The organism is Candidatus Nomurabacteria bacterium (genome assembly GCA_020631905.1).
Classification (GTDB): Bacteria; Patescibacteriota; Saccharimonadia; order Saccharimonadales; family VXPC01; genus JACKGQ01.
Map to the genome: position 1 here is coordinate 135,188 of JACKGQ010000001.1, position 23,399 is coordinate 158,586.

The window sequence follows — 23,399 nt, forward strand, 5'->3', positions numbered from 1 at the left end:
CACTATTTTACCTCGTAGGTCACATTCACATTAATGGTATAGTCTTGCTCGCCAGTTCTAATCGGCAAAGATTTTGTTTCCGAGCTAGATGCAGAATCTAGCGTAGCGTAGGCGATCGGATAACCACCATAGTTTTCTGTCTCTTCTACCGTAAGTGCTTTGCCGACTTTCAGCCCAAGCTCCGTGGCACTTTGATCTGCCTTTGTACGAGCATCTTCGATTGCAAGCTTACGTGCTTCGGCGGCTAGCTCTTTCTGCTTGCTATCGCTAAAACCAGGTGTTGGAGTAAGTGAGCCTGCTGGACTGGTTGTTAGCAAGTAATCTTGGACTTCCTGGGCTTTGTCTTTATCGTCGACGACGATCTGCATGTAAAGATTTGACCGCACGATATCTTCCTCTTCGTCGGTATACCAATTCTCATAAGAGCTAGCATCAACAGTTATATCTTTATCTTCTATGCCAAGTTCTTCTAGGCCTTTTGTAACTTCGTCGGCTTTATTGGTTGCCGCTGCGATTACATCGTCGCTCGTATCACCCTTAAAATCGTAGCTAGGATTAAACGTAAATTCATCCGCTTCAGCACTGACTGTGCCCTCACCACTAGTTGAAATGGTCCTTTTTTGAGATACCTCGCCCTGCCATGGTTGTGACCACAGCAGTAGGCCAACTGTTGTCGCTAGTAGCACTGTGTTTAGTCCTCGCCATATATCTCGTTTACTAAAGTTAATCGTCATAAATTACTCCTCTTATGCTTAACAGAATTATACAGGACGTTTGAGTTTAACAATAGTTCTGTGGGCTAGGTTTAAGCTAATAATAATCAATACAATAATGGTAATTAGTCTCCAAGGGGCTGGCTTTCCACTATATATATTCACTGTAAAGTAAACGGTTAGGCCACACAGTTTGTCAGAGACTGATACATGTCCGTTATAGTGACCAATGCCCGGATATACGTGATGCAACCGCTCACTATTTAGCTCGCTTGTTTGATGGCTTATAGCCACATCGCCCCAGTCTATTGTTTTATCATACTGATCACTAAAACCTTCCGTAATTATATCCAGATCGATACCAGTATGACCTGACTCCAAGTTATAGCTATACCTATTAAGCTTTAGGCTTGCACTACAATCTTGTGAATGCGTAGACTCAGCCAAAAAATATTTCACAGAATCGGAGAAACCGCTACACATTGATAATGTGCATGCCCTAGTTTTTACCACCACCGTATCACGCACCATATATATCACAATCGACCATATGCCATCTGTATTTGAGTAGACTGAGCCAACTAATTCATCATCGACATACACCTCTACCATGGTATTCGGTGTCGCTTGGCCGCTTATTACCAGCTCTCGGCTACTGCTAACATAATTATTCTTCGGATCTACCACGCTTGATGTGATATTTTGTTGGGTTATTTTTGTATTGGTTGTCGGCTCGGCTTCGGCTTCGGCTTCGACTATCTTAAATTGATACTTAGAGGAAACTGAAGATGTATAGCTACCTCCATAAGCACTAACCCGAAAAACATGGTAGCCAACATGGAAACCAGTAGAATCTATGGTTATTCGCCACGAACCATCCTGTTTTGATATAGTCGTAACGCTCATATTATTATCTATATTTAGTAATATCTCTTTATTAGGACAACCACTACCCTGAAATACTATTTTTTTTCCAAGAGTAACAACGGTCTCGCTTATCCTGGCAGTTGGGCTTGGATTAACGGTTCTGGTAGTCAACGATTTAGGCGCGAGATACACATAATCCTGGCTGGTAGTGGATACCTGGCCATAGCTGTCTTCGTAAAATACATTGATATCATGTATGCCTACACCCTGAGATAATAATGAGATTGAGTAAACTCCTGTACTAGCACTCAGTGCTGTGCCAACAACTGCAACACCATCCATGACGGTTACTAGTGAATTGGGCGACACACATCCGCCAACATCTAAATCTGTATCTGGTACTCGTAAGCTTACAGGTATGCTAGGTGACGTGCTAATTATATTCGTGGCTGATACAGTACTAGGCTTTAGGAATGTTGCAGTTAACAACATTGAACCTATAATTACCCATTTAAGGCTCACCCTTAAATTCATAATTACCCGTTCTTAAGAACCGATAACGCTTTACGAATCCTAGATCGATTTCGAACAATTAAGACAATAGTGACGATTAATCCAAGCAATGCTGGCAGAATGGTTTTATATGGGAAGATAATAAAAGTTGTACTAGCAGATGCGATCTGGTTATTCTCTCCGTAAACGATTGTCAGGTTAGCTGTATAGCGGCCAACTGTGAAACCTCCTGGATTCCATTCATTGACCAACTTTCTGATCGTTCCAGGTAAGACATTTCGCTCTTCAAGATCGATACTGGTGACAGTGTTGCCAAACATATTCTTGATTTCAATTTTTCCTTGCGGCTTGAAATGAACGTTGCCCTGATTTTCGACCCTTGTAATCAGCTCAATTGGCCCTGACTGCTTAAAATTGTCAGCACTAAATTCGACTACGGAAGCTTTCTCTTGGGTATCGCCTGGCACGCGAACTAGAATTAGTGGACCAACCTCCTGCACTACTGATGGTCCGGTTAAATCAACTTTTTGAGGGTCTGTGCTGACGATGATAACTCCAAAGTGCCCCCCTGGCTCAGCATCTGCTGGCACGTTGATTGTATATTCGAAGACTTGTGAACCCCTAGATGGTACTTCGACTGTTTCTGGGCTTACATTTATCCAACTAGCTAGCGAATATTGAGTTGGCTGCTCAGTAATGTCGACCCCTCCCTCTTCATCAGAAGCTGTAAAATTCTTAGGTGTCGCGATTAGGTCTACAGATACGTCAGAGCCATTTACAACTTTGAACGAGCCGCTAACAAGATTTCCCCTGTTAGCATCTAGCTCAATCACGGTTGGACTAACATTAAGAACCAGTCTTTCGGGTTGTTGGGCACGAACTTTAGAGGCGCCAATCGTGGCAATCAATAATCCAATTACGACTAAACCCAACCCCCACTTCGTGTTCCGAAAAATGTTCATGGCTCTCCTCTGAGTTGTTTCAAATATATTACACCAACATCTTCAATATAACCAAACGAAGTAATCAGTGGTCTTTATTGTTTAGTATATAGCAACGGCAGTGTAAATGATGGTTGTAGTATATGTCCCAGCCGGTGTCGTAGAAGAAATACCAACTTGATGACCAACCCTAACTGTGTCGCTTGCAACACCAGCTGCAGTCGCAACTTCAGCATCTGAGGTAGTGAATGATGTCCATAAACCAGTGCCCGCACCATTCATCGACAAGTCGCTGTCGTCACTAGTCCATGCCCATGCTTCAGTGCCTGGTGCTGGGAAACTAGCCCCAGACAAACTTCCGCCCGCAATGGTGTCGCTTCCATTTGTCAGTAAACCCGTGTGTCTAATATAGACACTATAGCCACTAGTGGCATTTGTGCTAATAGAGATGTCATGAGCAGAGACACCGTTAGTAGAACTAGTTACAGCCGAGGCGTGATCAATGCTAGTAGAGGTCGAGGCGACGGATGTATTTTGCGTGGCTGCTCCATTCGGATAGACATCTTGACCACTTCCAACCGCATCAACGCTAAAGGTCAAAGATGGGTCAATCGTTAAAGAGACAAGTGCTCCATCGATATATGTAAATGTCATGATAACAGAATCAATCGGACCTCCTGTAGAACAGTCGACGTTGGCAAAGGTTTCAAGTACGCCAAAATAAGTGCCAGTAGCGCCTCCATTTACAACACCACCCCAAACAATGTTACCACTTGCGTTTGGGGTCGCACCACCAGCTAAAGTTGCCCTGAGCTGATCTGTGGCACCATCGACACTACCAACGCTCCAAGAACCAGAGCTTGGTATGGATGTCGAGGTTAAGGTTATCGAGCTGAGGTCTAGGCCGGCGTCGCCACTGCCATCTGCACTAGTACCAACGTCGAGTTGGATACAGTTGATGGAAGTTCCGGTTGTAAACCCAGATGCTGCAACCGTATATGAAGAAGTTTGTGATGGACGTGAATCGGACAGACTAATAGAAGCGCTAGTCAAGGCGGCAGCAATCACCGAGCCCGTCGTACTCAAACTCAAAACCAATACTGTTGATGTAGCTGCAGCTGAACGCAACAAACTTTTAATCATATCTTAATCCCTCGCACATTTATTTGCGTTTAATTCTACTTTGCTTAAGCTTTTTGCGCAAATTATCACGAGGCAATATTGGTTTGAGTATTTTTACCATGAGTATAGAAACAAGTACTAATCCAACAATTGAAAAAAACGATGGTAATTTTATGACTGTGTTTGTTTTTGATATAGCTTGAAGCTGATTGGCATATGTAAGTCGAACACTCAACTTATACCTGCCCGATTCAAGTTGGTCTGGAGGCAGCCACGTAATCTTTCTGACCGTGCCAGGAAGCAGTAAGTCTTCGATTCGGCTTTCGGAAGTTATTACACGGTCATCAGGACCAAGTACTTCGAGATTTACAATTGGTCTTTCGTGAATGGTTCCGCTATTTTCGATTAGGATGGTGCGCTCTGAGAACTTACCAAAAACAAGTATTGGTGGTTTGGCGAGACTAACTCTAAGATCATGTTTTACTTCCCCCTTGCTAGAGATTAAAACCGGGACAGAAATTTCTGTATTAACAGTAACCCCGCTACTAGACAGTGATTCATAGCCACTAACCTTAAAGACAACCGCCGCATAACTACCCACTCCACCAGGTATTTTTTGACCATCAATCAATATGGAAACTGTCCGACTTTGTCCTGGCTCTAATATTAACTGTTTCTCCGATACCCCAATAAGCTCTCTTGCATCTATATAGGTGCTGTTGGGAATTATGCTATCTTCTGGGTTCAATGATCGAGTATAGATTTCTACGGCTACGGCTTGCCGGTATAGGTTCGTTAGTCGTATATCCTTGTCGATTGATTTATTGTCGACAGGTGCATCAATAATTGCAGGGCTAACTGTGAGCCCCTCTAGGGTCGTTGCGGCGGCACTCGACCGCGAAAAGAACAATAAGGCAAGACAGGTCGATAAAATAAAATATTTAGTAGATTGCACTAACCACATAATTTACTTCTGAGACATAGGACCCTGCTGCTTGATTTGCGGTAGTAGTCACCCGATGAGTAATAATAAAGTTTTCATTAACTATTGGGGCGCCTATTACTGGGCCTGGGTTGTCGGCCACAATATCCCCAGGCTGTGTAAGACTGAATGGCACATAGCATGGAGGGCTTCCTCCGCCCGCGCAAACAGCTGGGCTGAATTTGTTAATACCCTGAACCAGATTATCATTTGATGTATACCCATAGCCAGTATCTCCAAGCTGCCATCCATCGGGCGATAAGTACGAGCCGCCAGAGAAGGCTCCAATTGTATTGCCATCATAGCTTAGATCACCAGATAAAAACGCCCGAATTATGTAACCAGAACGAGCGTTTGTACTGGTAGTTAAGACTGTTGTTTGAGTATCTGTATAACTATTAGACGAATTCAGATTATTAAAACTAACGTTTGTAGGTGCTGCCGAAAAAGTAATCGAAGGTGCCACCTGTTGGCCATCGCTACTAGCTATCGACAAGTTGTCGGCGTTATCAGTTGTTCGTACATTTAAATAATATATTTCTGATGTCTGCAGACTAAGCGAACCAGCACTTACGGAACTACTCGTTCCATTTGAAGTCCAACCGACCACATCAGTTCCGCCGATAGTTGTTCCAATCGAATATTCAAACAAGCTGACTCCGGATACTGCATCTGTAATATCCCAGTTCGCATCAAGTGTATCGAGTGTTCCGTCGTTATATTCGATATCTACAGAAACAGTAGATCCGTCATAGACACTCCCACTAGGGTCAGTCGAATCCATAATAAAATCAGCATTTGCTTCAGGGTTAACCCCGAAACTCACCCAAGCTGATGTTGCTCCTGCGCCGTCTTTTATCCGAGCTTGCCAATGATACGATGTGCTATTACTCAGACCACTAATAGTAACACTAACACTGACTGCGCTTCCAGAATAAGATACTGCCGTACCGCATTGAGTTGGAGTATTAGTAAATGAGGTTCCAATGTCTTGAACCTCAACACAAAGCTGCAAATCATCGGGGTTGTCTGGATCCGTAGCTTGAGCAATAAACTGTATCTGGTTACCGTTCGCATAACTTCCTACGCTTAGACTTGCTGAATCACTTGTTCTTATCTGATCTAAACCACCTGGCGAATTAGGTGGATTGTTGGCGGCTGTTAATTTTGCGATTATTACTTCTATGTATGGCGGGAGATTTGAATCTGTAGAAAAATTATCAATTGTAATATTGTGAGTGTGGGTTCCTGAAGCTGTATTCGTTCCACCAGTTCTGCTATTTACTGTACTGCTTGGCGCCGAGGTTGTCAGTACTGTGGTGCCATGTGAATGAGTCGCAGAACCCCCAGTTCCACCATAGCTGCTAGCTGGTTTCATAAAATTTTGATAAAACGGACCTCCGCTACTTGATAGGTTCGTCCATGATACCGAAATTGGTCCATCCCACATTGCTAACATGCCTGTAGGGACTACGCCATCAGCGCTTATTTTCCCTAGAATGGTATTGATATAAGGCGGTTCGTTATTCTGCGTGTCACTTGTGCCGCTATAAGTATGAATGTGGTTATCCGCTGCAACCGGACCTTGAGTTCCGGCAGTATTGGGCGCAACCAGAATACCAGAGCCTAAATCAGTAGTTCCAGAAATGCTATGCGAATGCGTATTGCTACCGCCCGTCGAGCCGACGGTCGATTCACCTCTTATATAATATCCATCTTGAGTGCTGTAACGTGTCCAACCAGCTGGTACTGTGGCGTCAAACGGTGCAATCGTTCCGCTCGGGATTGTAGATGGTGTACCGCTATCGTCTGCTCTTATTACCATGAGTTGTCTATAAACAGGCAAATTACTAGCAGATCCTATTGTCGGTGTGGACGTATGAGTATGCCCCCGAATTATGCCCGAACCAGCACTAGATCGACCAGAAGTCACAGACGTGTCGGTATTACCATCGGCTGTATGCGTATGAGAATCCGAACCTCCAGTTGCACCGTAACTTGTATCCCCTCTTATAAACTTTTGGTAAAAATCTTCGCCTGGGTTGCACGAAACGCAGGTCCAACCAGTAGGTGCAGTTCCCCCATCCCAAAAAAGAAGCATATGACCCATACCATCATCAGAGGTAATCTCAGGAATTACACTGTAAGATTCCAGCTCTAAGTCAGTAGCCCTAACTACTCTGAAACAATAAGAAGTTGAAGCCGGTGCTGAATAATCAACTAGACTAAAATCCCATAGTCCATCCTCACCGTTACTTATAGCACTGATATTATTTGTAAAATTATTTGCCTCTTGATACGACTGAGCAACAATCGAATCTGAGCTATGAGTAGGATCGTTTGCATTAGTTATCAAGGTATCGGCATCGCTCACACTTGGATTATCAAAATATCTAATATCGCCCGAAACATCGCTTACATCTGAGTAAGATTCGCCAATAAAACTCGTATCGCATGTGCCCGACTTGACTGCGTACTGTAATTTTAAACCTGCTCCATTAATGTCTCGATTTGATACGCTAACGTGTATAGTTAATCTGAGTCGAAAAGCAGTTCCCTGTTTTGGCGCATTAGCACTGGTATCTTGTGTACCTAACGGACTTCCAACATCTGTGGTGTCCGTATTCGCATACCAGCGATATGCGCTCTGATCTAAATCACTCGGAGGTTGATATTTAGCGATAATTACATCTATATAGGGAGGAATGTTGTTATCGGTCGAGAAACCGGTTACATGTATTAAATGTGTGTGTAGGTCGTCAGATGCATTAGGCGTACCGCCAGTCCTAGATGTGTTGGTTGTAGAGGGAGTGCCAGATAAATACGATACATCGGCATGGGAATGAGTGGACGAACCACCAGTTGTACCGTAGCTTGAGGAACCTTTAAAGAAATTCTGATAAAACGGCCCCCCTGATCCACTTTTAACTAACCAGCTTGTAGTCGGATCATCATCCCACATTGCATACATGTTCAATGTCGGAGCGGCACTACTGGTTGCTTGACCAAAAATTACTTCAATGTACGGTGGTTCGTTATTTGCAATGGCTGATGTACCTGTTGCATCATGCGTGTGCCCATTAGAAGAAACTATGTCCTGAGTACTAACAGTGTTTCTAGCTCTATTTCCACCTGATGCACCGGTTAGTGTTCCACTTATAGCGTGTGTATGAGTGTTGCTTCCGCCAGTGATGCCCGCTGATGATTCACCATATGGATAATACCCATCTTCTGCAGAATATTGCGTCCACCCACTAGGCACAGTCGAATCAAAGAAAGCTATTGCACCTGTGGGTATAATTGCTGGGTCTCCTGAAAAATCATAACGAATAACTTTCAGTTGACGGAACAAGGGCAAATTACTTGCAGAGCCAATGGCTGGCGTAAACGTATGGGTATGCGTATTGTTATTTATGCCTGTTCCTGTATTAGACCGTGCTGGCATAGGGTCTGTGGTAGCATCTACTGAACCGCTGGCCGTATGCGTATGAGTAGTAGCTCCACCGGTGCCACCATATGTGTCGCTACCTCTAGGAAAAACCTGGTAGAATGGATCACCACCACTACACGATACACAAGTCCAATCGGTTGGGGCTGTCCCACCGTCCCAGAAAAGGAGCATATGGCCGTCACCCGGAGTTGCGTGAACCGACTGCGACTGAAAAACGTTAATAACACTGTTTTGCATTATCCCTAACAGCATTACTATCACAACTAAATAGTTTCTTAGGCTTCTGATTCCTCGCATTACAGAGCTAAGCTTCCTCCAAGCTTAAGCATATTATACCAGCCGAGTTGCTAAAAATGTTGTAGAATGGCTGCATGGAATATTGGCTGGTTAAGGCCGACCCGGAAACAGATTATTCGATCGACGATCTGAAGCGCGACAAGCATACAGTTTGGGACGGTGTCCATAATTTTGCCGCCATTGGTCACATTAAACGAATGAACCCAGGTGACTTTGTCTACATTTATCACTCACAGAAAGCTAAAAGTATCGTCGGCATGGCCGAGGTCAGCGGCAATCCATTTGAAAATCATGACGATCCACGACCCTCATGGGCAGTAGAGTTAACTTTTGTCAAAAAGACCAGACCTGTGACCCTTCAAGACATTAAAAACGAGCCTATCTGTGCAGATTGGCAGTTGGTGCGAAACAGTCGTTTAAGTGTCATGCCCGTGCCTAGGTCGGTCAACACCTGGCTAGAGCAACAGACAGCTGAAAGTGATTGAAAACTCTTAAGCTTAGGCTATACTAAATTAGTAAGTAGTTACAATGGAAAACCCAACCAAAAAAATTGTTATTATTGGTGCTGGCACGGCTGGCATAATGCTGTCGAACAAGCTCGTCAAACATAAGTTAGATGTGACTGTAATTGATAGCTCCGAAGTTCATTATTACCAGCCAGGATTTTTATTTTTACCGTTTGGTAAATACAATCTAGACAAACTCAGACGCCCGTTATCAAAGTTAATCAACAAAAAAGTTACCCACCTACGAGACAGAGTCGCCAGTATTAACTATAGTGGCAATAGCTTAACGACTGAATCAGGCCAAGAGGTAGGCTACGATATTCTTGTAATCGCAACCGGTACTCATATAGATGCCTCGGCGACCCAAGGCTTAAGTGGTGCTGGTTGGCGTAAGAATATTTTTGACTTTTATACACCGGATGGTGCTATGGCACTACGCGAAGCACTGCAAAACTTTACCCAAGGTAAGCTAGTTGTCCAGATAATGGATATGCCAATTAAGTGTCCGGTAGCACCGCTAGAGTTTGCTTTCTTGGCAGATGACTATTTCCGTAAACGTGGTTTACGAGACCAAATCGAAATCGAATACGTCACTTCTTTGTCTGGGGCTTTTACCAAGCCAGTCGCCTCAAGCAAGCTAGGTCATTTACTCACCGATAAGAATATCAATATTGTTGCCGATTTTTATGTCGAAAAGGTCGACCCCGAAGCCAGAAAGCTAATCTGCTACGATGGGCGTGAAGTTAATTATGATTTATTAGTAACTATCCCCGTGAATGCAGGTGCCGACTTCTTGCATAACTCAGAAATTGCAAACGAATTAGGTTTCGTCGAGGTCAACCATGGCAGTTTGCAGTCAACCAAATATCCAAACTTATTTGCGATAGGCGATGCTGCCGACTTGCCCACCTCTAAGGCTGGGTCGGTGGCACACTTCGAAGTCGAAACACTTGTAGAGAACATCATGCGTAGTATTAATGGCCAACCACTAGAAGAATCTTTCGATGGTCACTCTAACTGTTTCGTTGAAGCCGGTGGTGGCAAAGCATTACTTCTTGATTTCAACTACCAAACCGAACCGCTCGAGGGCAGATTTCCGTTCGCTATGTTTGGGCCGATGAAGCTACTTAATCCAAGCCGGATTAACCACCTTGGTAAGTTAGCATTTCGTTATATCTACTGGTACATGTTACTGCCTGGGCGTAAAATACCGTTTATACCAAACAAAATGAGCATAAAGGGTAAAAAACAGCCAAAAATAAGCTAATAAGGGAGGGTGAAAATGCAAAAAGAAATAGCAGGGCAAAATGTTGAGGTAGATGCCGAAGGCTATCTGGCCGACTTAAACCAATGGAACGGTGAGATTGCCAAAGCAATTGCTAGTGAGCTTGGTATAACCGAGCTTAGTCAACAGCACTGGGACGTCATTAACTGGTTACGTGATCAAAAAGCTTCGGGTAACGAGCTAAACATTCGTAAGGTCGGGGGTTCTGGGGTTGTAGATATCAAGCAGTTTTACCAGCTTTTTCCAGGTGGACCACTAAAAAATGCCAGCAAAATCGCTGGCTTACCAAAACCAACTAGCTGCTTATAGAAGGAGATGATATGAGCAAACATCACAAACAAGAACACGATAACCATACACTCTGCCAGGTCTGCAATCAGTGTAAAGATTGCTCAGGCTGTAGATGTACAGGCCTACAAGATACCCAAGGATCACCCTTGCGAAAAATGATGATCGTTGTTTCTAAAGCTGGTATCGACAGTGTTTATGCTGGCCTAATTATGGCAAACGGAGCGCGTAGCGAAGGTATCGAGGTCGATATGTTCTTTACCTTCTTTGGATTAGATGTAATCACCAAAAAACGCATGGAGCATCTCAAGATTGCTTTGGCTGGCAATCCTGGCATGCACATGCCGGAAATAGTTGGTGTTTTTCCGGGCATGGAGAATCTGGCCACGCATATGATGATGAAGCGAATGGACGAGTTAGACATCCCACATGTCGGTGAATTTTTGGATATCATCAAGGCTGCAGGTGGAACTATCTTTGCCTGCAAATTAGCGATGGAGATGTTTAACCTGTCTGAGCAAGATTTGTATGAAGATATTGATGGCGTGCTGACAGTTGGTCAGTTCTACGAGCGATACAATCCCGGTACTCAGATAATCTTTATCTAGTAGCTCAACAATAAAAAATAGCTCCCTTGTCGGAGCTATTTTTTAGTTTCAATTAGAACTATGCCAAGAATCGGAAGCGTTTAACTACATCTTGGGCTTGCCATTTTTTCCCTAGACCCCACACCTGCTCTTTGTTTGCTAGCATTACTCCTACGAGAACCACAGCGTAGACGATATGGTCATCGAGGACTGGGTTATTCTCTGGTGGCAACACCGCACTCCACATCATTAATAGCATTGCTATTCCAGATACACAAGCTACGGTTACACCAACCCCACTAACCAACGCTAGTCCGATTAGTAAAAGCCCAGTCATGAACAAGAAGTCAACCGAGCTCTTACCTGCTAGTCCACTATAAAAATCTTGGAACGGACCCTTGGCAGCAAACTTGAGGAATCCTTCGGTAGGATGAGCAGTTGCTCCCTCATCGTTGACAACTGCCTTAGCACAACCAACTTGAACAGTCTCTTCGCCGGTTGTTTTATCTGCGATTCGGCAAGTTGAGTAGCCTAACCCAAACATTTTATCTAAGAACGCCCACAAGAATATCAAACCAATTAATATTCTGAGCGCCGCCCATACTTTGGCATTGTTATTCGATGCCTTTTTCTTTGTTGCCATTTTTCCCCCTAAAGTGCTTAAACTTATAAGCTAATTATATACCCCTGTTATATATCGTCAAATTAATGTTGTTTTGTTTCAGCCTAAAATCAGCTTGTTATGTCATACTATAACCAGTAAATAAGGAGATATCCTATGAAATCTCAATTAATCTTAGTTATTGTCGCCGGACTCGGCGCGTTAGTGGCGGCTTACAGCCTGGGCTGGCAAGGGGCAGCAGATAAGCGGTTGACTAATTCTGGCGTCGACACCAGTGAGACAGTCGTCAGTTCGGCCAACTGTCTATCAGAAGATTGCTTGAAAGTAGCCGATCTAGAATACCCGGCCGGCGAATTGCCGAAAGATGTTATCTCTGCCCTCAACGTGGCGATTGATGACGAGTACAAAGCACGAGCCACCTACTCAGCCGTTATAAGTAAGCTTGGCTCGATACGCCCATTCTCGATGATTATTCGAGCCGAGGAACAACACATCTCATCACTTAAAGCCATCTACGACAAATACGGCTTAGAAATTCCAGATGACCCATATACAGACGTTCAGGTTGCAGCCACAAAGGCAGCAAATTGCTCAGTTGGTGTCCAGGCAGAAATCGATAACGCCGCCCTTTATCGTGATTCTCTGTTACCAAGGGTCTCCGCCTATCCAGATATTACAAGTGTTTTTACTAGTCTAATGAACGCCAGTCAGAACAACCATTTGCCAGCTTTCGAACGCTGTGCCAGCTAGGTTCGACGACTACACCGACCGCAAATACCCGAAACTAGAACTCGACCAGATATCTGGCAGTTTCTAGCTGTACAGTTTTCCAAAGTGTTCATGACCAATGGTAGAACATCTATATCCTGGAGTTCATCACATTCTGTACATAAAAAATGATCATGAGGCTTAATGTTGGCGTCGTACCTCATGGCACCAGAAGTATCAGCTGGTGCAACCGAAATCTCACCACGACCAGCCAGCCTGGCGGTAGCTCGATGAATGGTCGTATCACTAACATACGGATAATGTTTGCGAACTAAAACGGCGATCTCAGCGTTGCTAGCATGGCCCAGGCTTTTTACGGCTTGGCGGATTAAAGTACAGTACTTACTTTCTCGTGCTTGAACTTTCATTGCTTTACATTATACTATAATTGTAAATGTAAATTATTTACAATTAGAAAGGTACATATGAAGAAAGTAACTGTATACAGCACAACCACCTGTCCATATTGCGTGATGGTCAAGCGTTGGCTAGCTGAAAGAGGTATAGAATTTGAAGATGTCTTGGTCGATAAAGACCCAGCTATGGCTAAGAAAATGGTCGAGCTAAGTGGCCAGATGGGCGTCCCCTTTACAACAATTGAAGATGATGAGTCTGAACAGATACAAGGTATTTTGGGTTTCAACATCCCTTCACTTACACAAGCATTAGGCTTGTTGTATTAGTTTAATAATTGCTTGTATCCCGAGTAGATGTTTGCTATTTTATGTCGCAGTGAATTTCGATTGGTCATACTATAGGTCACTTATAAAAAGGCATGTAAATCGCCCCAAATGGGGTGATTTTTTTATACTGGAGCTTCGTGGATAGGCCATATGGCCGAAATCAAAATATATATATTTGTTTGTTTATTCGTAAATATCGATCCCAATCAAAATTGTTATTGGAACCACCCTAAAACAAAATAATTTCTTTCAAATTAATAGGAGAATGAAATGCAAGAAGTGGTAAATCCAAAAAAACAAATACTCGAACAGATCGAAAATAACGGAGGCTGGGTTAACTCCCACACTCATCTAGACAGAAGTCAAACTCTAACCCAAACAGTTTGGGGACAAACCGGAGCAAGGTTACAAGACAAATGGGGTTATGTAGACCAATTTAAATCCGAGGCGAGTGTCGATGATATCGTCGCCAATATGTCGCAAACTATCGAAGATCAAATTTCACAGGGAGTCCAGGCAATTGGCTCGTTCATTGACTGTGACTCAGTTGTCCGTGACAAGAGCCTGCGTGCTGCAGAAATTGTCCGTGAAAGATTTAGAGGTAGAGTTGCCCTTCGATTTATGAGTCAACCAATCAAAGGTCTGGTTGATCCGGCGGAAATAGCTTGGTTTGAACATGCTGCAGATTTTGTCGATATCATTGGAGGCTTACCCGAGAAAGATGGAAATCCAGAGTCAGCAGCCGACAATAGTCACCTGCACTTTCACAAGATATTTGAAACTGCTGCCGAAACCGGCAAGCCATTACATATCCACATCGATCAACTAAATCGACCCGACCAGCGCGACACCGAGAGGGCTCTAGACTTTGTCGAAAGATACGAGCTTTACGGAAGGGTTTGCCTAATTCACTGCATATCACTAGCCGCTCAGTCAGAGAATTACCGACTAGAGATTTATGAACGCATGGTGAAACTGGGAGTTGGAGTAATAACTTGCCCGACAGCCTGGATTGACAGCCGTCGGACAAACCAAATGGCTCCAACCCATAACGCCGTAACAGCCGTAGACGAGATGGTGCCGCGTGGAGTAACGGTTGCCCTGGGCACTGATAATATCGCTGATATTTACAAGCCGTTCACCGACGGTGACATGTGGACGGAGCTTAGGTTCTTACTTGAGACCACGCATTTCTACGATATCAAAGCACTGGCTAGAGTTAGCTCAACAAACGGTTTAAAGGTGTTGGGCTTATCTGATCGACCTCGACCAATTTATGCTTAATAGACGGTTGCCATAAATAAATTCACCCGCTTGCTTTGTTGAAGGTTTTCTTTAGAAATTTAATTTAAATTTAATTTAAATTAAATTTCTATTTGTCGATTTTGGGAATTACACACTACTTAGGAAGAGTTGGCTCCTGGATGAATTGAACAACCTGGCCTATGGTTACTGTATTTAGGATAGTTTTATATTTTATTGAAAATATCATTTATAAATTTTGGCAATAGCTTATCAGACCCTAAGAGGACGCAGACAGAAGAGATGTATGGAGGTTATGTAAAAGTGGTTTAGTACCCGCAATCTGGCAATTGCCATCTGGAATAGGGTTAACGCAAAAATATTCCTCTAGGTAAGCAATTTATCTCGATAATGTTCAATGATGTAACGGACTGGAAAAGTCAGATCTTTTCGGATAGCTTCATCAAGAGTAAGCCAGGTGGGCATATGACCCTCCTCCTCTTCTAGCATCTTTAAATCTATATTCTGATTTAGCACAATAAGATACGCATGCCATCTGTGCGCATCACAACCCCGACGACAAGAATCTCCAATAATATCTTCGCTCATAATTTTGGTTGCTGATTCGACTATAAGGCCAACCTCTTCTTGAGCTTCTCGACGCATTGCTGTTAGAGGATCCTCGCCTTCGTCAACATGTCCAGCAGGAATGGTTATGGCAAATGGAAACTTAACACGCTCAAAGAATAAGAACTTATACTCATGGTTACGGATAAAAACACCGGCACTCTCATGCCAGTATTCGCCCCCTTCGCCGACCCACCACTTTATTTTGGGATCAATAACAATCAAGCGATCGTGACGTTTATTACAAGACGCACAAAAGTAGTATATCTTACCTTCATCGACGACTTTGTGCACCGATTCGGCATAGCACTGTATGCAGTATTGATGAAGCTTCCCATCGTTTTGCCAATCGAAATCAAGCTTCATAACTTTCTCTCATGTTTAAATAATACCAAATAACCGCCAACGAAATATTTAGTTTTGAAATTTAATCGGATTATCCGAAAATCGCTAATTTGCTTCTCGGGTTCCGGGAACAAATGAATATTAGAAATAACCGCAATAATGTTCATCACTACATTCCACACCAGAACCAAACAGAGGTATTCGGCTTATTTTTTTAGATATTTTCCGGCGATGCTCAAGGCAAAGGATGGCAAGATAAGAAATACGCTCGCAAACAACAACCTGATCAAAAAGTGAGTCAACCTTGTGTCTGGCTGATTCGCTCCTGGGGCAGTTAAAACTATTAACATGCCTGTTACCCCAAAGACTACTGAAGCATATACAAAAACCCGAGTTGCTATTTTCTGCATGATTATATTATAACAAACCGACTTTACCCTTGCCTCTGGATATCTTGTGGGCCTGAACGCCACACCTAAACCACTCAACTCATCTCTGTCTATAGCGGGGCATACATAAGGTTGACATTCAGCTCTTCAGCTTCTGGTCTTTGCGCTGCAATTCGTACTAATTCACTATCATCATTTACCAGATCAACAACTCTAGGCCGTAATACGGACAGTAACGCAAAGATAGAATGATTGACGGTTTCTGGCAGTAGGTGTACATCTGAAATGGCTGCAACTTTGTTCATTTCTAAATTGTAACCCAAAACATAAAAAGAGGCATTTCAACTCCGAAAATCTTAGTTATAACCTTGGCTCCCCTTACAGGTCACGGAATCTATACAGGGGTCGCAGGACACAAAACGAGACAAATGAGACACGAAACGCACTTTTTTAGTTGTCAATTAGCCGTGCATTAATAATCTCTTGATTAGCATTGTATAATAGACGTATGAAGAGTATGTGTCAAAGCTGTGCCCAGCCCCTAAAAACGAATAATAAAGGAACTGAAAAAGACGGTTCGTTGAGTCCTGAGTACTGTAATCTGTGCTATCAAAACGGTGTATTCAAAGATCCTGACTTAACGCTAGACCAGATGAAAGCTATCTATGTCGAGGCCATGAAGAAGATGCATTTCCCGCGTTTTATTGGTAAAACGATGGCCAATTCGCAACTCCCCAAGCTGAAGCGCTGGAAAGTTTAGAGCGATATGTCAATAACTGATCGTTTAGCGTCTTCTTTGTCGCGAAACGACGAAGAGCCTAATATTCTTGTTGCTCAGCAGATTGTAAAAAATAAAGATGCTGATGGTGTCAAAGAACTTATTAATAATATTAAATCCGCGTCAAAAGCAATCAGGCATGATTCAATAAAAGTTCTTTATGAGGTCGGCGATCGTAAACCAGAGCTCATAGCCAATTACACCAACGTTTTCATCGATTTACTGGTGTCAAAAGACAATCGGATGCAGTGGGGTGCAATGACCTGCCTAGCATCAATAGCAAAAGTGAACCCAGCGGAGCTTTACAAACACATTGACATGCTTGAGAAGGCAGCAAACGTCGGATCTGTCATTACTCGTGACAATTATATAAGGCTATTAGTAAATATTGCGCGTGTAACTGAATGCTACGACGAGGCCACGCAAAAAATCCTTATGCAGCTATTATCTGCACCAGAGAACCAACTCCCAATGTATGCAGAGATGGTTAAGGACGCATTTCAACCTAATGATACCAAGCAGTTTACTGAGGTTCTGAAAGAGCGACTAAGTAAAATTAGTAAAGAATCAAGAATAAAAAGAATTCAAAAGGTTATTAATTTAGCGGCCTAAACTTCATGGATTTTATCCATACCAAATTCGCCTTAAAAGGCGGCAAGATCGGCTTAGTTTAGAGCCGTAAACTAACTAGAATTTGTTCTCTTTTTTGTTTAATTTTGATGGCGACAGGTCACGAACCGAAATAACAGGGGTAGAAGCCGTTTGGTACGGTCTCGGAACTCAGTCTTTTAAATGTCCGCTGAGCCACCATAATGCTACACGGTCTAGTTCATTTTAGAGGGCATTTAACAGATGTGAAACAAACAAAAAAGACCGGTCATAGGAACACGGTCTTTATGTGTTGATTTGCATCTGGCTCCGAGGGGTGGATTCGAACCAAACGAATATACCACCTTATTTTTGGCTCGCTTTACCTTAGCTTGCATCTGTTATTTTTCAAACAATTACTTGTAATGGCTACTCTTCGTGATCATGTTCGTCGGCATGAGTCTCGGAATCACTTTCGTCGCTATGGCTGTCGTTTTCACGGTCATGGTTATGCCCAACTTCTGTAGTTGATTCGATTACTTCACCGTCATGAGCATCGTCACTATGGTCTTTGCATTTAGATGACACGAATCTGATCGCCTTCTTCAAGCTCTGCAATGTAGAAATACGGGCTGTATAGACGGGCTACTTTTTCACCGTTGATATACAAGTGAGCGTGTCCGTGACCAAGCATATTTTCTCCATTCATATCTTAAGACGAAAAAGTAAAAAATTCGCCGTTTCAAGCTCTAGATTCCATCCAGATTTCACACCTTTATCAAGACGATCGACATAGCTAGGGCGCAAGAAGATAAGTCTAGTGTTTTTTTATACAAACTCCAGCTTGCTCACGAGGTAGGTCATGGTATGACCATTCAATAGTTCCGCCTTCAACTGAGTATGCTTCGACATCCTGGTCACGTAACTGCTGTGCAAAAGCAAGAGATGAAACTCCTCGCTGACATACAACAAATATTTTTTGATTATACGTGTTAGTGTCGATGTCTGTTTTTGTATCAGTCCATATTGCATATGGAACGTGGAAATGCTCAAACATTTCTCGCGATCGAATATCAAGAATGACAACATTCTTACTTTTCTTGATTTCTTCAATATTGAGATTCTTGATCTGCTCTCTTTCTACTCCGTATGCTTGAGTAATAAAATCATCGATAGATAACTCAAGGTCTGAATCAAGATTATCTGGCTGCTCATCCTCAATAAGAAGTAATTCCTCGTTTTCAATTTCAGGAAATTCTTCTTTACCAAGATAATAGAAATATTCATCAAAGTATGGAAATGGCGTGTCGCATGCAATGACTACGGCATTAATCACACCTTCTTTGTTGGTTAAGTTATTAAGTGTCCCATCTTCTTTTTTCTGTTGCAGTATCTTGAAAAGCCCCTGAAGATTAAATCCTGTACTTGGTCCAACCAATAATCCATGACGACAGAGTTTTAGACTTTGAGAATATGATTCAACTGTTCCAACTTCAATAAGTTCATCAGAGACATCTTGCCAATCAAAAGCTATTTCATCCAAGAGATTCCGTGTCCGAGGTCCTGGAACAGGATTGTTCTTTGAACGTACCACACCGATAGTTTGAATTTTTGGATTCTGTTCTTTCAGAAACGAAGCTGTCCCCACCATGGTACCGGTGGTCCCAAGCCCAGCACAAAACATTTGAATATCACCCTTGGTCTGTTTCCAAATTTGTTGACCAGTGATTTCTGCATGAATATTTGGATTATCAATATTGTCGTACTGACCAGGATTAAAGAGTTCATCTTGTTCTTCTGCCCATTTCTTTGCCTTAAAAATACCACTCGTTGGATCACTCGGATCGGGGCAAATTGGTTCTTCGTTAATAATTGGCTTCACACCAAAAAATTGAAGGAGTTTTAGTTTTCCTTTACTAATTTGATGAGATGCTACTGCTTTTGTGGCCGGAACTCCAAAGAGCTTACCTAAGATAGCCAAAGAATACACTGTGTTCCCAGAAGAGTTTTCAACCAAAGTTTCAACTCCTTTCAATTTTTGAGATTTATATGCTTGTTCAAGCATATTCCATGCAGGAAGTGATTTTACGTTTGCTAGGGGTGTCGTCGACATCATTTTCATATGGATCCGTACACCGTCATCATAGAACGGATTTAATTCAGGTGGTAATTCAACCAACGGGGTTACTGCATTATGAGGATTAAGATAGTCATATAATCCTTTCGCTCCTGAATAGACATTACTCTCCATATTTCTCTGCTACAAATGTCTCAAAATCAAACCCGTCTTGAATTTGATTTGTTAAATCACCAACTCGAGCGACAACGTAATCTTGAGCGATATATTTTTTGTGTAGTTCAACCAGGTGAGTAAGGCGATCATTATATGAACGTCGATTTTCTTTTAGTCTCTCATTTATCTTTTTTAAAGTATTCTGTGATGTTTGATCAAGAGCTGTTGCATTAAGATCTTCTCGATCCTTGTCTACATTTCGAATATGACCACTTAGCATTATTGATCCAAGATACTTCTCTTGAGGAACTGTTTCTAGTATAAATTTTTCATCATCAGTATCTTCAATTTTGTTCCCAACCACGTATAGTTGATCAAAGATACCTGCATGTTTTGCAAGTTCTGTATACTGTTTATACACCGCAACGCTTCGCTTAGTTGGCTCAATGCTTAATACCAAGATATCAAATTGAGCATGGAGTGAACCTGCAAAAGCATCAACTCCAGCGACCATGTCAGCAATGATATACGCGTTTGAATCAATACTGTGAGCAAGAATATTTTCAAGAATCGCAAGACTATTGTGATAACAGCTTTTTCCGATACCGTCAACATCGTAGGCACCGACGATACTTAAGTACATACTGTCTTTCTTCCTTGAATATTTTTTAAAAAGCACATTACCGCTATCACTCAAATCAAAATAACCAGAGTCTTCTGTTGGCGGTGTTGTTTTCTTAATATGTGCAACGGTCTCAATACGAGGGTTTTCCGACTTGATATATTCCTTGATTTCTTTTTGAATATTTCCTGATGAAAGGTGTGGAAGAATTGATAGGTCTTCAAAATCCAACAAGTCACCAACATGGATATTCATATCAGCATCAAAGAGTGTAATATTTTTTTGCTCTGTCCGCGCAACGTAATGCGCAAAGAGTGAGGTCAGTGTTGTTTTTCCTGCACCTCCTTTTCCTACAAATGCTATTCTCATATTTCCTTTCCGTTTTCAAAACGTAAGTATATATATTCTTGAGAAGATGATACATATACTGTAAAATTACTGCAAATAATTTGCAATAAGGATGATTTAATGCAAGCTAATCAATTACTACAAGCAAGCTTTGAGCAAGATATGCGGTCATCAGGGCTGCGGATTACTCATGTGAGGCAAAGACTTTTTGAAGTGCTCGCAAAAACTAATAAACCGCTATCAGTAAAAGAGCTTGTAGAAAAAACAGATGAGGCTCATTTCGTTAGTATCTATCGGTCAATCGACGCTCTACATAAGGCAGGCATAATTAAACAGGTACCAAGAGGTTTCAAGAACCTGTACGAACTGAGCGACACTTATAGGCCACATCATCATCATGCTACCTGTGAAATATGTGGTAAAAGCACTTCAACTCATGATCAAAAACTTGAGAAACTAATGTCGGACCTTTCTGTCAAAGCGGGGTTTGAGCCCACCAAGCACACATTTGAAATATTCGGGGTGTGCAATCTCTGTCGTATTTCTAGGGTAGCCATACCAAACCAAAACCCGAGAAATCAGCAATAGATTTTTTACTCTCAGAGTCATATATGATCGTGTGTGTCTGTTCGCATTGTGCGTTAGGGCTTACTTGATCAAACTGACAATAATCAGCGTTTAACTGTGCTGACAATAATATTCCATCGTAGCTAGGTGCCAGTTCTCTCAAGGTTTCGCTAGGATAATCGCTCGTAGTCAATTCAATTTTTGGTTCTTGATCATCCCAGCCTTGCAATGAATAAACGAAGCTTTGTGCCTCTCCCAGTGAATACGAAGTCGAAGCAATATAAATTTTCTTATTTCCAGACACTACCGACTGCACGTAGCCAGCAGTATCTAGCTCGAATGGCGAGACATCTCCCGATGACACATCGTAGAGTGAGAAGTTACTTTGATCTCTAAACAATATTCGACTACCGTTCTCATTAAATCCGAATGATGATGTGTGCGATCCAATCAGCACAGGATCGTAGTCGTTGAATGGACTAACTGCATAAAATGTTTGCATTTGGTCTTGAATAAGTGCCACCTGACCATCGTTATCCATTTGGATTGAATATGCACGTATGTAATCTCCCTCAGAGTTTGTAAGTGAGCGTGCTTCGCCAGATTCCAAATTTATCGCCTCAACTCGAGCAGAAAATCTCTCATAGTATTCGGGACTGACGGAATTGTAGTCAGGTGTGACGGTAAACAAGGCAATCTTACCTCTTGGACTTAATGTCAGATAATTTAGCCTGCCGCCAAGTAAAAGCTGTTCTTCACGTACTTCTTTGGTTTGCAGATTGATAGTATATAGAGAATCCCTCTCTTCACCCTTTGTCGCAATTACCACGAAGTCACAATTAGCAGCAAACATAGTTATTTCAGGATTAGAAAATACTATTTCAGGATCATCACCTAGTCTGGCAATTTTTATATAATCATCTGCATCCTGCGATAAAAACGATTCATCGCTATAGTCAATCCCGTAATTTCTTTCAAGGTATGCATAGGATGGCTGAGCGGTCTGTATGGTTTTTTGATATATTCCTCTCATTGGTCTGTCAGTCTGATCAAATATGTCAGGTCCCACCTCGATAGTGTACTCAGTATCGTGTTTAAGATTCTCGAGTAACGTTACTGTAATATTCTGTGCGGTTGTTTGCGAGGTAAACGAAACACTTGGGATAAAGCGTATTTGTGCGGTGTAGTCACCTTCACGCAACGGTCTGTCGAAACGTATTGTCATGGTTGAATTTTGAGTAAGTGACTGGAGGCTCGGATCGCTATCGAAATCAACTATCCGTACTCGAGGACCATGGTTATAAAGCAAAAAAGATAAACCAACGATTAGTAGAGCTAGTAGAGATGAAATAAGAACGAGCTTACGATAGTACACACTAGTTGGCATAAGGATTCCTTGGTTGCTCAATTTGCATAGTACTAGTCGGGACGAGTACTAGTATTTCACCTTCTGTAGTTTGTTTCTTTTGAAAAATGCCTTCAACTTCAAGCCATTCGTCTTTATCATATTCTGATCGCCAGTTATTAAGCTGCACAGGTATGCCGACTGGCTGAGCGTCTACAGCACAGCACGTTAATACAAACCGAGCGAGCCAGATAGTGTCATTGCCAAGATTCGCATCATACACAAAACCACTAATCTTAGCTGGTTTATTGGCGTAATATGTTGGGTCTTGGTTGCTTGAGAGAAGTCGTGACCAATCTGTAAGTTTCAGTCCTCTAGATGAGCCAGCAAAAAGTGTGTTCAGTGGTTTTGATTCTGAGGTCGATACTAACGATCCTGCGTCGGTAGAACGTTGCGAGACAGTCGCAGAGGTTAGTGTTCTAGCTGGCAGAAGTACAGCAGCGATAATCACAAGCCCGAGCGGGAGAAAAGTAAGCTTACCGGACTTATGGGAATGGCTTTCAAGTGAATAGTAGCTATTTAGTACAAGTAGCAACAGTGCTATAGCGGCCATTATTATCGTAAATGCGACATATCGTGGATGAATGTAGAGAGTAAGCTGCTTCGTGACCCCCAAATAAGCAATATAAG

Annotated in this window: 26 protein-coding genes; 10 read left to right on the plus strand and 16 right to left on the minus strand. The window is 42.4% G+C overall.

Annotated elements, in window-relative coordinates:
• Positions 1–2: 2 nt before the first annotated feature.
• From H6798_00800 to H6798_00825, 6 genes are all read right to left on the minus strand, one after another.
• Positions 3–734, minus strand: a complete 732-nt coding sequence (locus H6798_00800) for an SIMPL domain-containing protein (GenBank protein MCB9821063.1) — start codon at positions 732–734, stop codon at positions 3–5.
• Positions 735–761: 27 nt separating this feature from the next.
• Complete coding sequence (locus tag H6798_00805; GenBank protein MCB9821064.1) at positions 762–2,114, minus strand: hypothetical protein; 1,353 nt, start codon at positions 2,112–2,114, stop codon at positions 762–764.
• Positions 2,115–2,116: 2 nt separating this feature from the next.
• Positions 2,117–3,055, minus strand: coding sequence for a hypothetical protein (locus tag H6798_00810; GenBank protein MCB9821065.1), 939 nt, complete (start codon positions 3,053–3,055; stop codon positions 2,117–2,119).
• Between the two features lie 81 nt (positions 3,056–3,136).
• Complete coding sequence (locus tag H6798_00815) at positions 3,137–4,177, minus strand: hypothetical protein (GenBank protein MCB9821066.1); 1,041 nt, start codon at positions 4,175–4,177, stop codon at positions 3,137–3,139.
• 19 nt (positions 4,178–4,196) lie between these two features.
• Entirely contained in the window at positions 4,197–5,111 is a 915-nt protein-coding gene (locus H6798_00820) for a hypothetical protein (protein ID MCB9821067.1), read from the minus strand.
• Complete coding sequence (locus tag H6798_00825) at positions 5,098–8,886, minus strand: hypothetical protein (protein MCB9821068.1); 3,789 nt, start codon at positions 8,884–8,886, stop codon at positions 5,098–5,100. Before H6798_00825 ends, H6798_00820 begins: the two co-directional genes overlap by 14 nt.
• A 74-nt stretch (positions 8,887–8,960) precedes the next feature.
• On the opposite strand from H6798_00825, the gene H6798_00830 reads away from it, so the two are divergent.
• From H6798_00830 to H6798_00845, 4 genes are read left to right on the plus strand one after another with little or no spacing between them, the layout of a single operon-like run.
• Positions 8,961–9,371: an EVE domain-containing protein gene (locus tag H6798_00830; protein ID MCB9821069.1), complete on the plus strand. Its 411-nt coding sequence runs from the start codon at positions 8,961–8,963 to the stop codon at positions 9,369–9,371.
• Between the two features lie 43 nt (positions 9,372–9,414).
• Positions 9,415–10,659, plus strand: a complete 1,245-nt coding sequence (locus H6798_00835; GenBank protein MCB9821070.1) for an NAD(P)/FAD-dependent oxidoreductase — start codon at positions 9,415–9,417, stop codon at positions 10,657–10,659.
• Positions 10,660–10,674: 15 nt separating this feature from the next.
• Entirely contained in the window at positions 10,675–10,986 is a 312-nt protein-coding gene (locus H6798_00840) for a TusE/DsrC/DsvC family sulfur relay protein (GenBank protein ID MCB9821071.1), read from the plus strand.
• Positions 10,987–10,997: 11 nt separating this feature from the next.
• Positions 10,998–11,573, plus strand: a complete 576-nt coding sequence (locus H6798_00845) for a DsrE/DsrF/DrsH-like family protein (GenBank protein MCB9821072.1) — start codon at positions 10,998–11,000, stop codon at positions 11,571–11,573.
• Between the two features lie 58 nt (positions 11,574–11,631).
• Here H6798_00845 and H6798_00850 read toward each other — a convergent pair whose 3' ends face one another.
• Positions 11,632–12,195 carry a hypothetical protein gene (locus H6798_00850; protein ID MCB9821073.1) on the minus strand — a complete coding sequence of 188 codons (564 nt, stop codon included), beginning with the start codon at positions 12,193–12,195 and terminating at the stop codon, positions 11,632–11,634.
• A gap of 135 nt (positions 12,196–12,330) precedes the next feature.
• Between H6798_00850 and H6798_00855 the strand changes: the two genes are divergently transcribed.
• A complete protein-coding gene (locus H6798_00855) occupies positions 12,331–12,924 on the plus strand; it encodes a hypothetical protein (GenBank protein ID MCB9821074.1) in 594 nt (197 codons plus the stop codon).
• Here the strand turns inward: H6798_00855 and H6798_00860 are convergent.
• The gene (locus H6798_00860) at positions 12,921–13,310 is read right to left on the minus strand and encodes a transcriptional repressor (GenBank protein MCB9821075.1); all 390 of its coding nucleotides are present in this window, start codon (positions 13,308–13,310) and stop codon (positions 12,921–12,923) included. The genes H6798_00855 and H6798_00860 overlap by 4 nt on opposite strands.
• A 57-nt stretch (positions 13,311–13,367) precedes the next feature.
• Here H6798_00860 and H6798_00865 point away from each other — a divergent pair, with 57 nt between their 5' ends.
• Both H6798_00865 and H6798_00870 read left to right on the plus strand, forming a co-directional pair.
• The gene (locus H6798_00865) at positions 13,368–13,625 is read left to right on the plus strand and encodes a glutaredoxin family protein (protein ID MCB9821076.1); all 258 of its coding nucleotides are present in this window, start codon (positions 13,368–13,370) and stop codon (positions 13,623–13,625) included.
• A gap of 270 nt (positions 13,626–13,895) precedes the next feature.
• Positions 13,896–14,909 carry an amidohydrolase family protein gene (locus H6798_00870; protein ID MCB9821077.1) on the plus strand — a complete coding sequence of 338 codons (1,014 nt, stop codon included), beginning with the start codon at positions 13,896–13,898 and terminating at the stop codon, positions 14,907–14,909.
• Between the two features lie 345 nt (positions 14,910–15,254).
• Here H6798_00870 and H6798_00875 read toward each other — a convergent pair whose 3' ends face one another.
• The 3 genes from H6798_00875 to H6798_00885 form a co-directional block, all read right to left on the minus strand.
• On the minus strand, positions 15,255–15,860 hold the full coding sequence (locus H6798_00875; GenBank protein MCB9821078.1) for an NUDIX domain-containing protein: 606 nt from the start codon (positions 15,858–15,860) through the stop codon (positions 15,255–15,257).
• Between the two features lie 185 nt (positions 15,861–16,045).
• The gene (locus H6798_00880) at positions 16,046–16,249 is read right to left on the minus strand and encodes a hypothetical protein (protein ID MCB9821079.1); all 204 of its coding nucleotides are present in this window, start codon (positions 16,247–16,249) and stop codon (positions 16,046–16,048) included.
• A gap of 89 nt (positions 16,250–16,338) precedes the next feature.
• Entirely contained in the window at positions 16,339–16,533 is a 195-nt protein-coding gene (locus H6798_00885; protein ID MCB9821080.1) for a hypothetical protein, read from the minus strand.
• 203 nt (positions 16,534–16,736) lie between these two features.
• Between H6798_00885 and H6798_00890 the strand changes: the two genes are divergently transcribed.
• Both H6798_00890 and H6798_00895 read left to right on the plus strand, forming a co-directional pair.
• A complete protein-coding gene (locus H6798_00890) occupies positions 16,737–16,988 on the plus strand; it encodes a zinc ribbon domain-containing protein (protein ID MCB9821081.1) in 252 nt (83 codons plus the stop codon).
• Between the two features lie 6 nt (positions 16,989–16,994).
• Entirely contained in the window at positions 16,995–17,618 is a 624-nt protein-coding gene (locus H6798_00895) for a DUF1617 family protein (protein MCB9821082.1), read from the plus strand.
• Between the two features lie 405 nt (positions 17,619–18,023).
• On the opposite strand, the gene H6798_00900 is transcribed toward H6798_00895, so the two are convergent.
• The 3 genes from H6798_00900 to H6798_00910 form a co-directional block, all read right to left on the minus strand.
• On the minus strand, positions 18,024–18,182 hold the full coding sequence (locus H6798_00900; GenBank protein MCB9821083.1) for a hypothetical protein: 159 nt from the start codon (positions 18,180–18,182) through the stop codon (positions 18,024–18,026).
• 229 nt (positions 18,183–18,411) lie between these two features.
• The gene (locus H6798_00905; GenBank protein MCB9821084.1) at positions 18,412–19,845 is read right to left on the minus strand and encodes a pyridoxal-phosphate dependent enzyme; all 1,434 of its coding nucleotides are present in this window, start codon (positions 19,843–19,845) and stop codon (positions 18,412–18,414) included.
• Entirely contained in the window at positions 19,835–20,818 is a 984-nt protein-coding gene (locus H6798_00910) for a hypothetical protein (protein MCB9821085.1), read from the minus strand. Before H6798_00910 ends, H6798_00905 begins: the two co-directional genes overlap by 11 nt.
• Positions 20,819–20,917: 99 nt before the next feature.
• Here H6798_00910 and H6798_00915 point away from each other — a divergent pair, with 99 nt between their 5' ends.
• Positions 20,918–21,385: a transcriptional repressor gene (locus tag H6798_00915; protein ID MCB9821086.1), complete on the plus strand. Its 468-nt coding sequence runs from the start codon at positions 20,918–20,920 to the stop codon at positions 21,383–21,385.
• Here the strand turns inward: H6798_00915 and H6798_00920 are convergent.
• Complete coding sequence (locus H6798_00920) at positions 21,342–22,589, minus strand: hypothetical protein (GenBank protein MCB9821087.1); 1,248 nt, start codon at positions 22,587–22,589, stop codon at positions 21,342–21,344. The genes H6798_00915 and H6798_00920 overlap by 44 nt on opposite strands.
• A gap of 151 nt (positions 22,590–22,740) precedes the next feature.
• A complete protein-coding gene (locus H6798_00925; GenBank protein MCB9821088.1) occupies positions 22,741–23,385 on the minus strand; it encodes a TIGR03943 family protein in 645 nt (214 codons plus the stop codon).
• Positions 23,386–23,399: the final 14 nt, after the last annotated feature.

What these genes read in the sequence shown, in the direction of transcription:
- H6798_00885 (MCB9821080.1), bottom strand. Translation starts at nt 16,533, where the DNA reads ATGAACAAAGTTGCAGCCATTTCAGATGTACACCTACTGCCAGAAACC.
- H6798_00905 (MCB9821084.1), bottom strand. Translation starts at nt 19,845, where the DNA reads ATGGAGAGTAATGTCTATTCAGGAGCGAAAGGATTATATGACTATCTT.
- H6798_00830 (MCB9821069.1), top strand. Translation starts at nt 8,961, where the DNA reads ATGGAATATTGGCTGGTTAAGGCCGACCCGGAAACAGATTATTCGATC.
- H6798_00890 (MCB9821081.1), top strand. Translation starts at nt 16,737, where the DNA reads ATGAAGAGTATGTGTCAAAGCTGTGCCCAGCCCCTAAAAACGAATAAT.
- H6798_00850 (MCB9821073.1), bottom strand. Translation starts at nt 12,195, where the DNA reads ATGGCAACAAAGAAAAAGGCATCGAATAACAATGCCAAAGTATGGGCG.
- H6798_00810 (MCB9821065.1), bottom strand. Translation starts at nt 3,055, where the DNA reads ATGAACATTTTTCGGAACACGAAGTGGGGGTTGGGTTTAGTCGTAATT.
- H6798_00875 (MCB9821078.1), bottom strand. Translation starts at nt 15,860, where the DNA reads ATGAAGCTTGATTTCGATTGGCAAAACGATGGGAAGCTTCATCAATAC.
- H6798_00815 (MCB9821066.1), bottom strand. Translation starts at nt 4,177, where the DNA reads ATGATTAAAAGTTTGTTGCGTTCAGCTGCAGCTACATCAACAGTATTG.
- H6798_00855 (MCB9821074.1), top strand. Translation starts at nt 12,331, where the DNA reads ATGAAATCTCAATTAATCTTAGTTATTGTCGCCGGACTCGGCGCGTTA.
- H6798_00870 (MCB9821077.1), top strand. Translation starts at nt 13,896, where the DNA reads ATGCAAGAAGTGGTAAATCCAAAAAAACAAATACTCGAACAGATCGAA.
- H6798_00865 (MCB9821076.1), top strand. Translation starts at nt 13,368, where the DNA reads ATGAAGAAAGTAACTGTATACAGCACAACCACCTGTCCATATTGCGTG.
- H6798_00915 (MCB9821086.1), top strand. Translation starts at nt 20,918, where the DNA reads ATGCAAGCTAATCAATTACTACAAGCAAGCTTTGAGCAAGATATGCGG.
- H6798_00835 (MCB9821070.1), top strand. Translation starts at nt 9,415, where the DNA reads ATGGAAAACCCAACCAAAAAAATTGTTATTATTGGTGCTGGCACGGCT.
- H6798_00860 (MCB9821075.1), bottom strand. Translation starts at nt 13,310, where the DNA reads ATGAAAGTTCAAGCACGAGAAAGTAAGTACTGTACTTTAATCCGCCAA.
- H6798_00910 (MCB9821085.1), bottom strand. Translation starts at nt 20,818, where the DNA reads ATGAGAATAGCATTTGTAGGAAAAGGAGGTGCAGGAAAAACAACACTG.
- H6798_00920 (MCB9821087.1), bottom strand. Translation starts at nt 22,589, where the DNA reads ATGACAATACGTTTCGACAGACCGTTGCGTGAAGGTGACTACACCGCA.
- H6798_00825 (MCB9821068.1), bottom strand. Translation starts at nt 8,886, where the DNA reads ATGCGAGGAATCAGAAGCCTAAGAAACTATTTAGTTGTGATAGTAATG.
- H6798_00840 (MCB9821071.1), top strand. Translation starts at nt 10,675, where the DNA reads ATGCAAAAAGAAATAGCAGGGCAAAATGTTGAGGTAGATGCCGAAGGC.
- H6798_00800 (MCB9821063.1), bottom strand. Translation starts at nt 734, where the DNA reads ATGACGATTAACTTTAGTAAACGAGATATATGGCGAGGACTAAACACA.
- H6798_00880 (MCB9821079.1), bottom strand. Translation starts at nt 16,249, where the DNA reads ATGCAGAAAATAGCAACTCGGGTTTTTGTATATGCTTCAGTAGTCTTT.
- H6798_00895 (MCB9821082.1), top strand. Translation starts at nt 16,995, where the DNA reads ATGTCAATAACTGATCGTTTAGCGTCTTCTTTGTCGCGAAACGACGAA.
- H6798_00845 (MCB9821072.1), top strand. Translation starts at nt 10,998, where the DNA reads ATGAGCAAACATCACAAACAAGAACACGATAACCATACACTCTGCCAG.
- H6798_00805 (MCB9821064.1), bottom strand. Translation starts at nt 2,114, where the DNA reads ATGAATTTAAGGGTGAGCCTTAAATGGGTAATTATAGGTTCAATGTTG.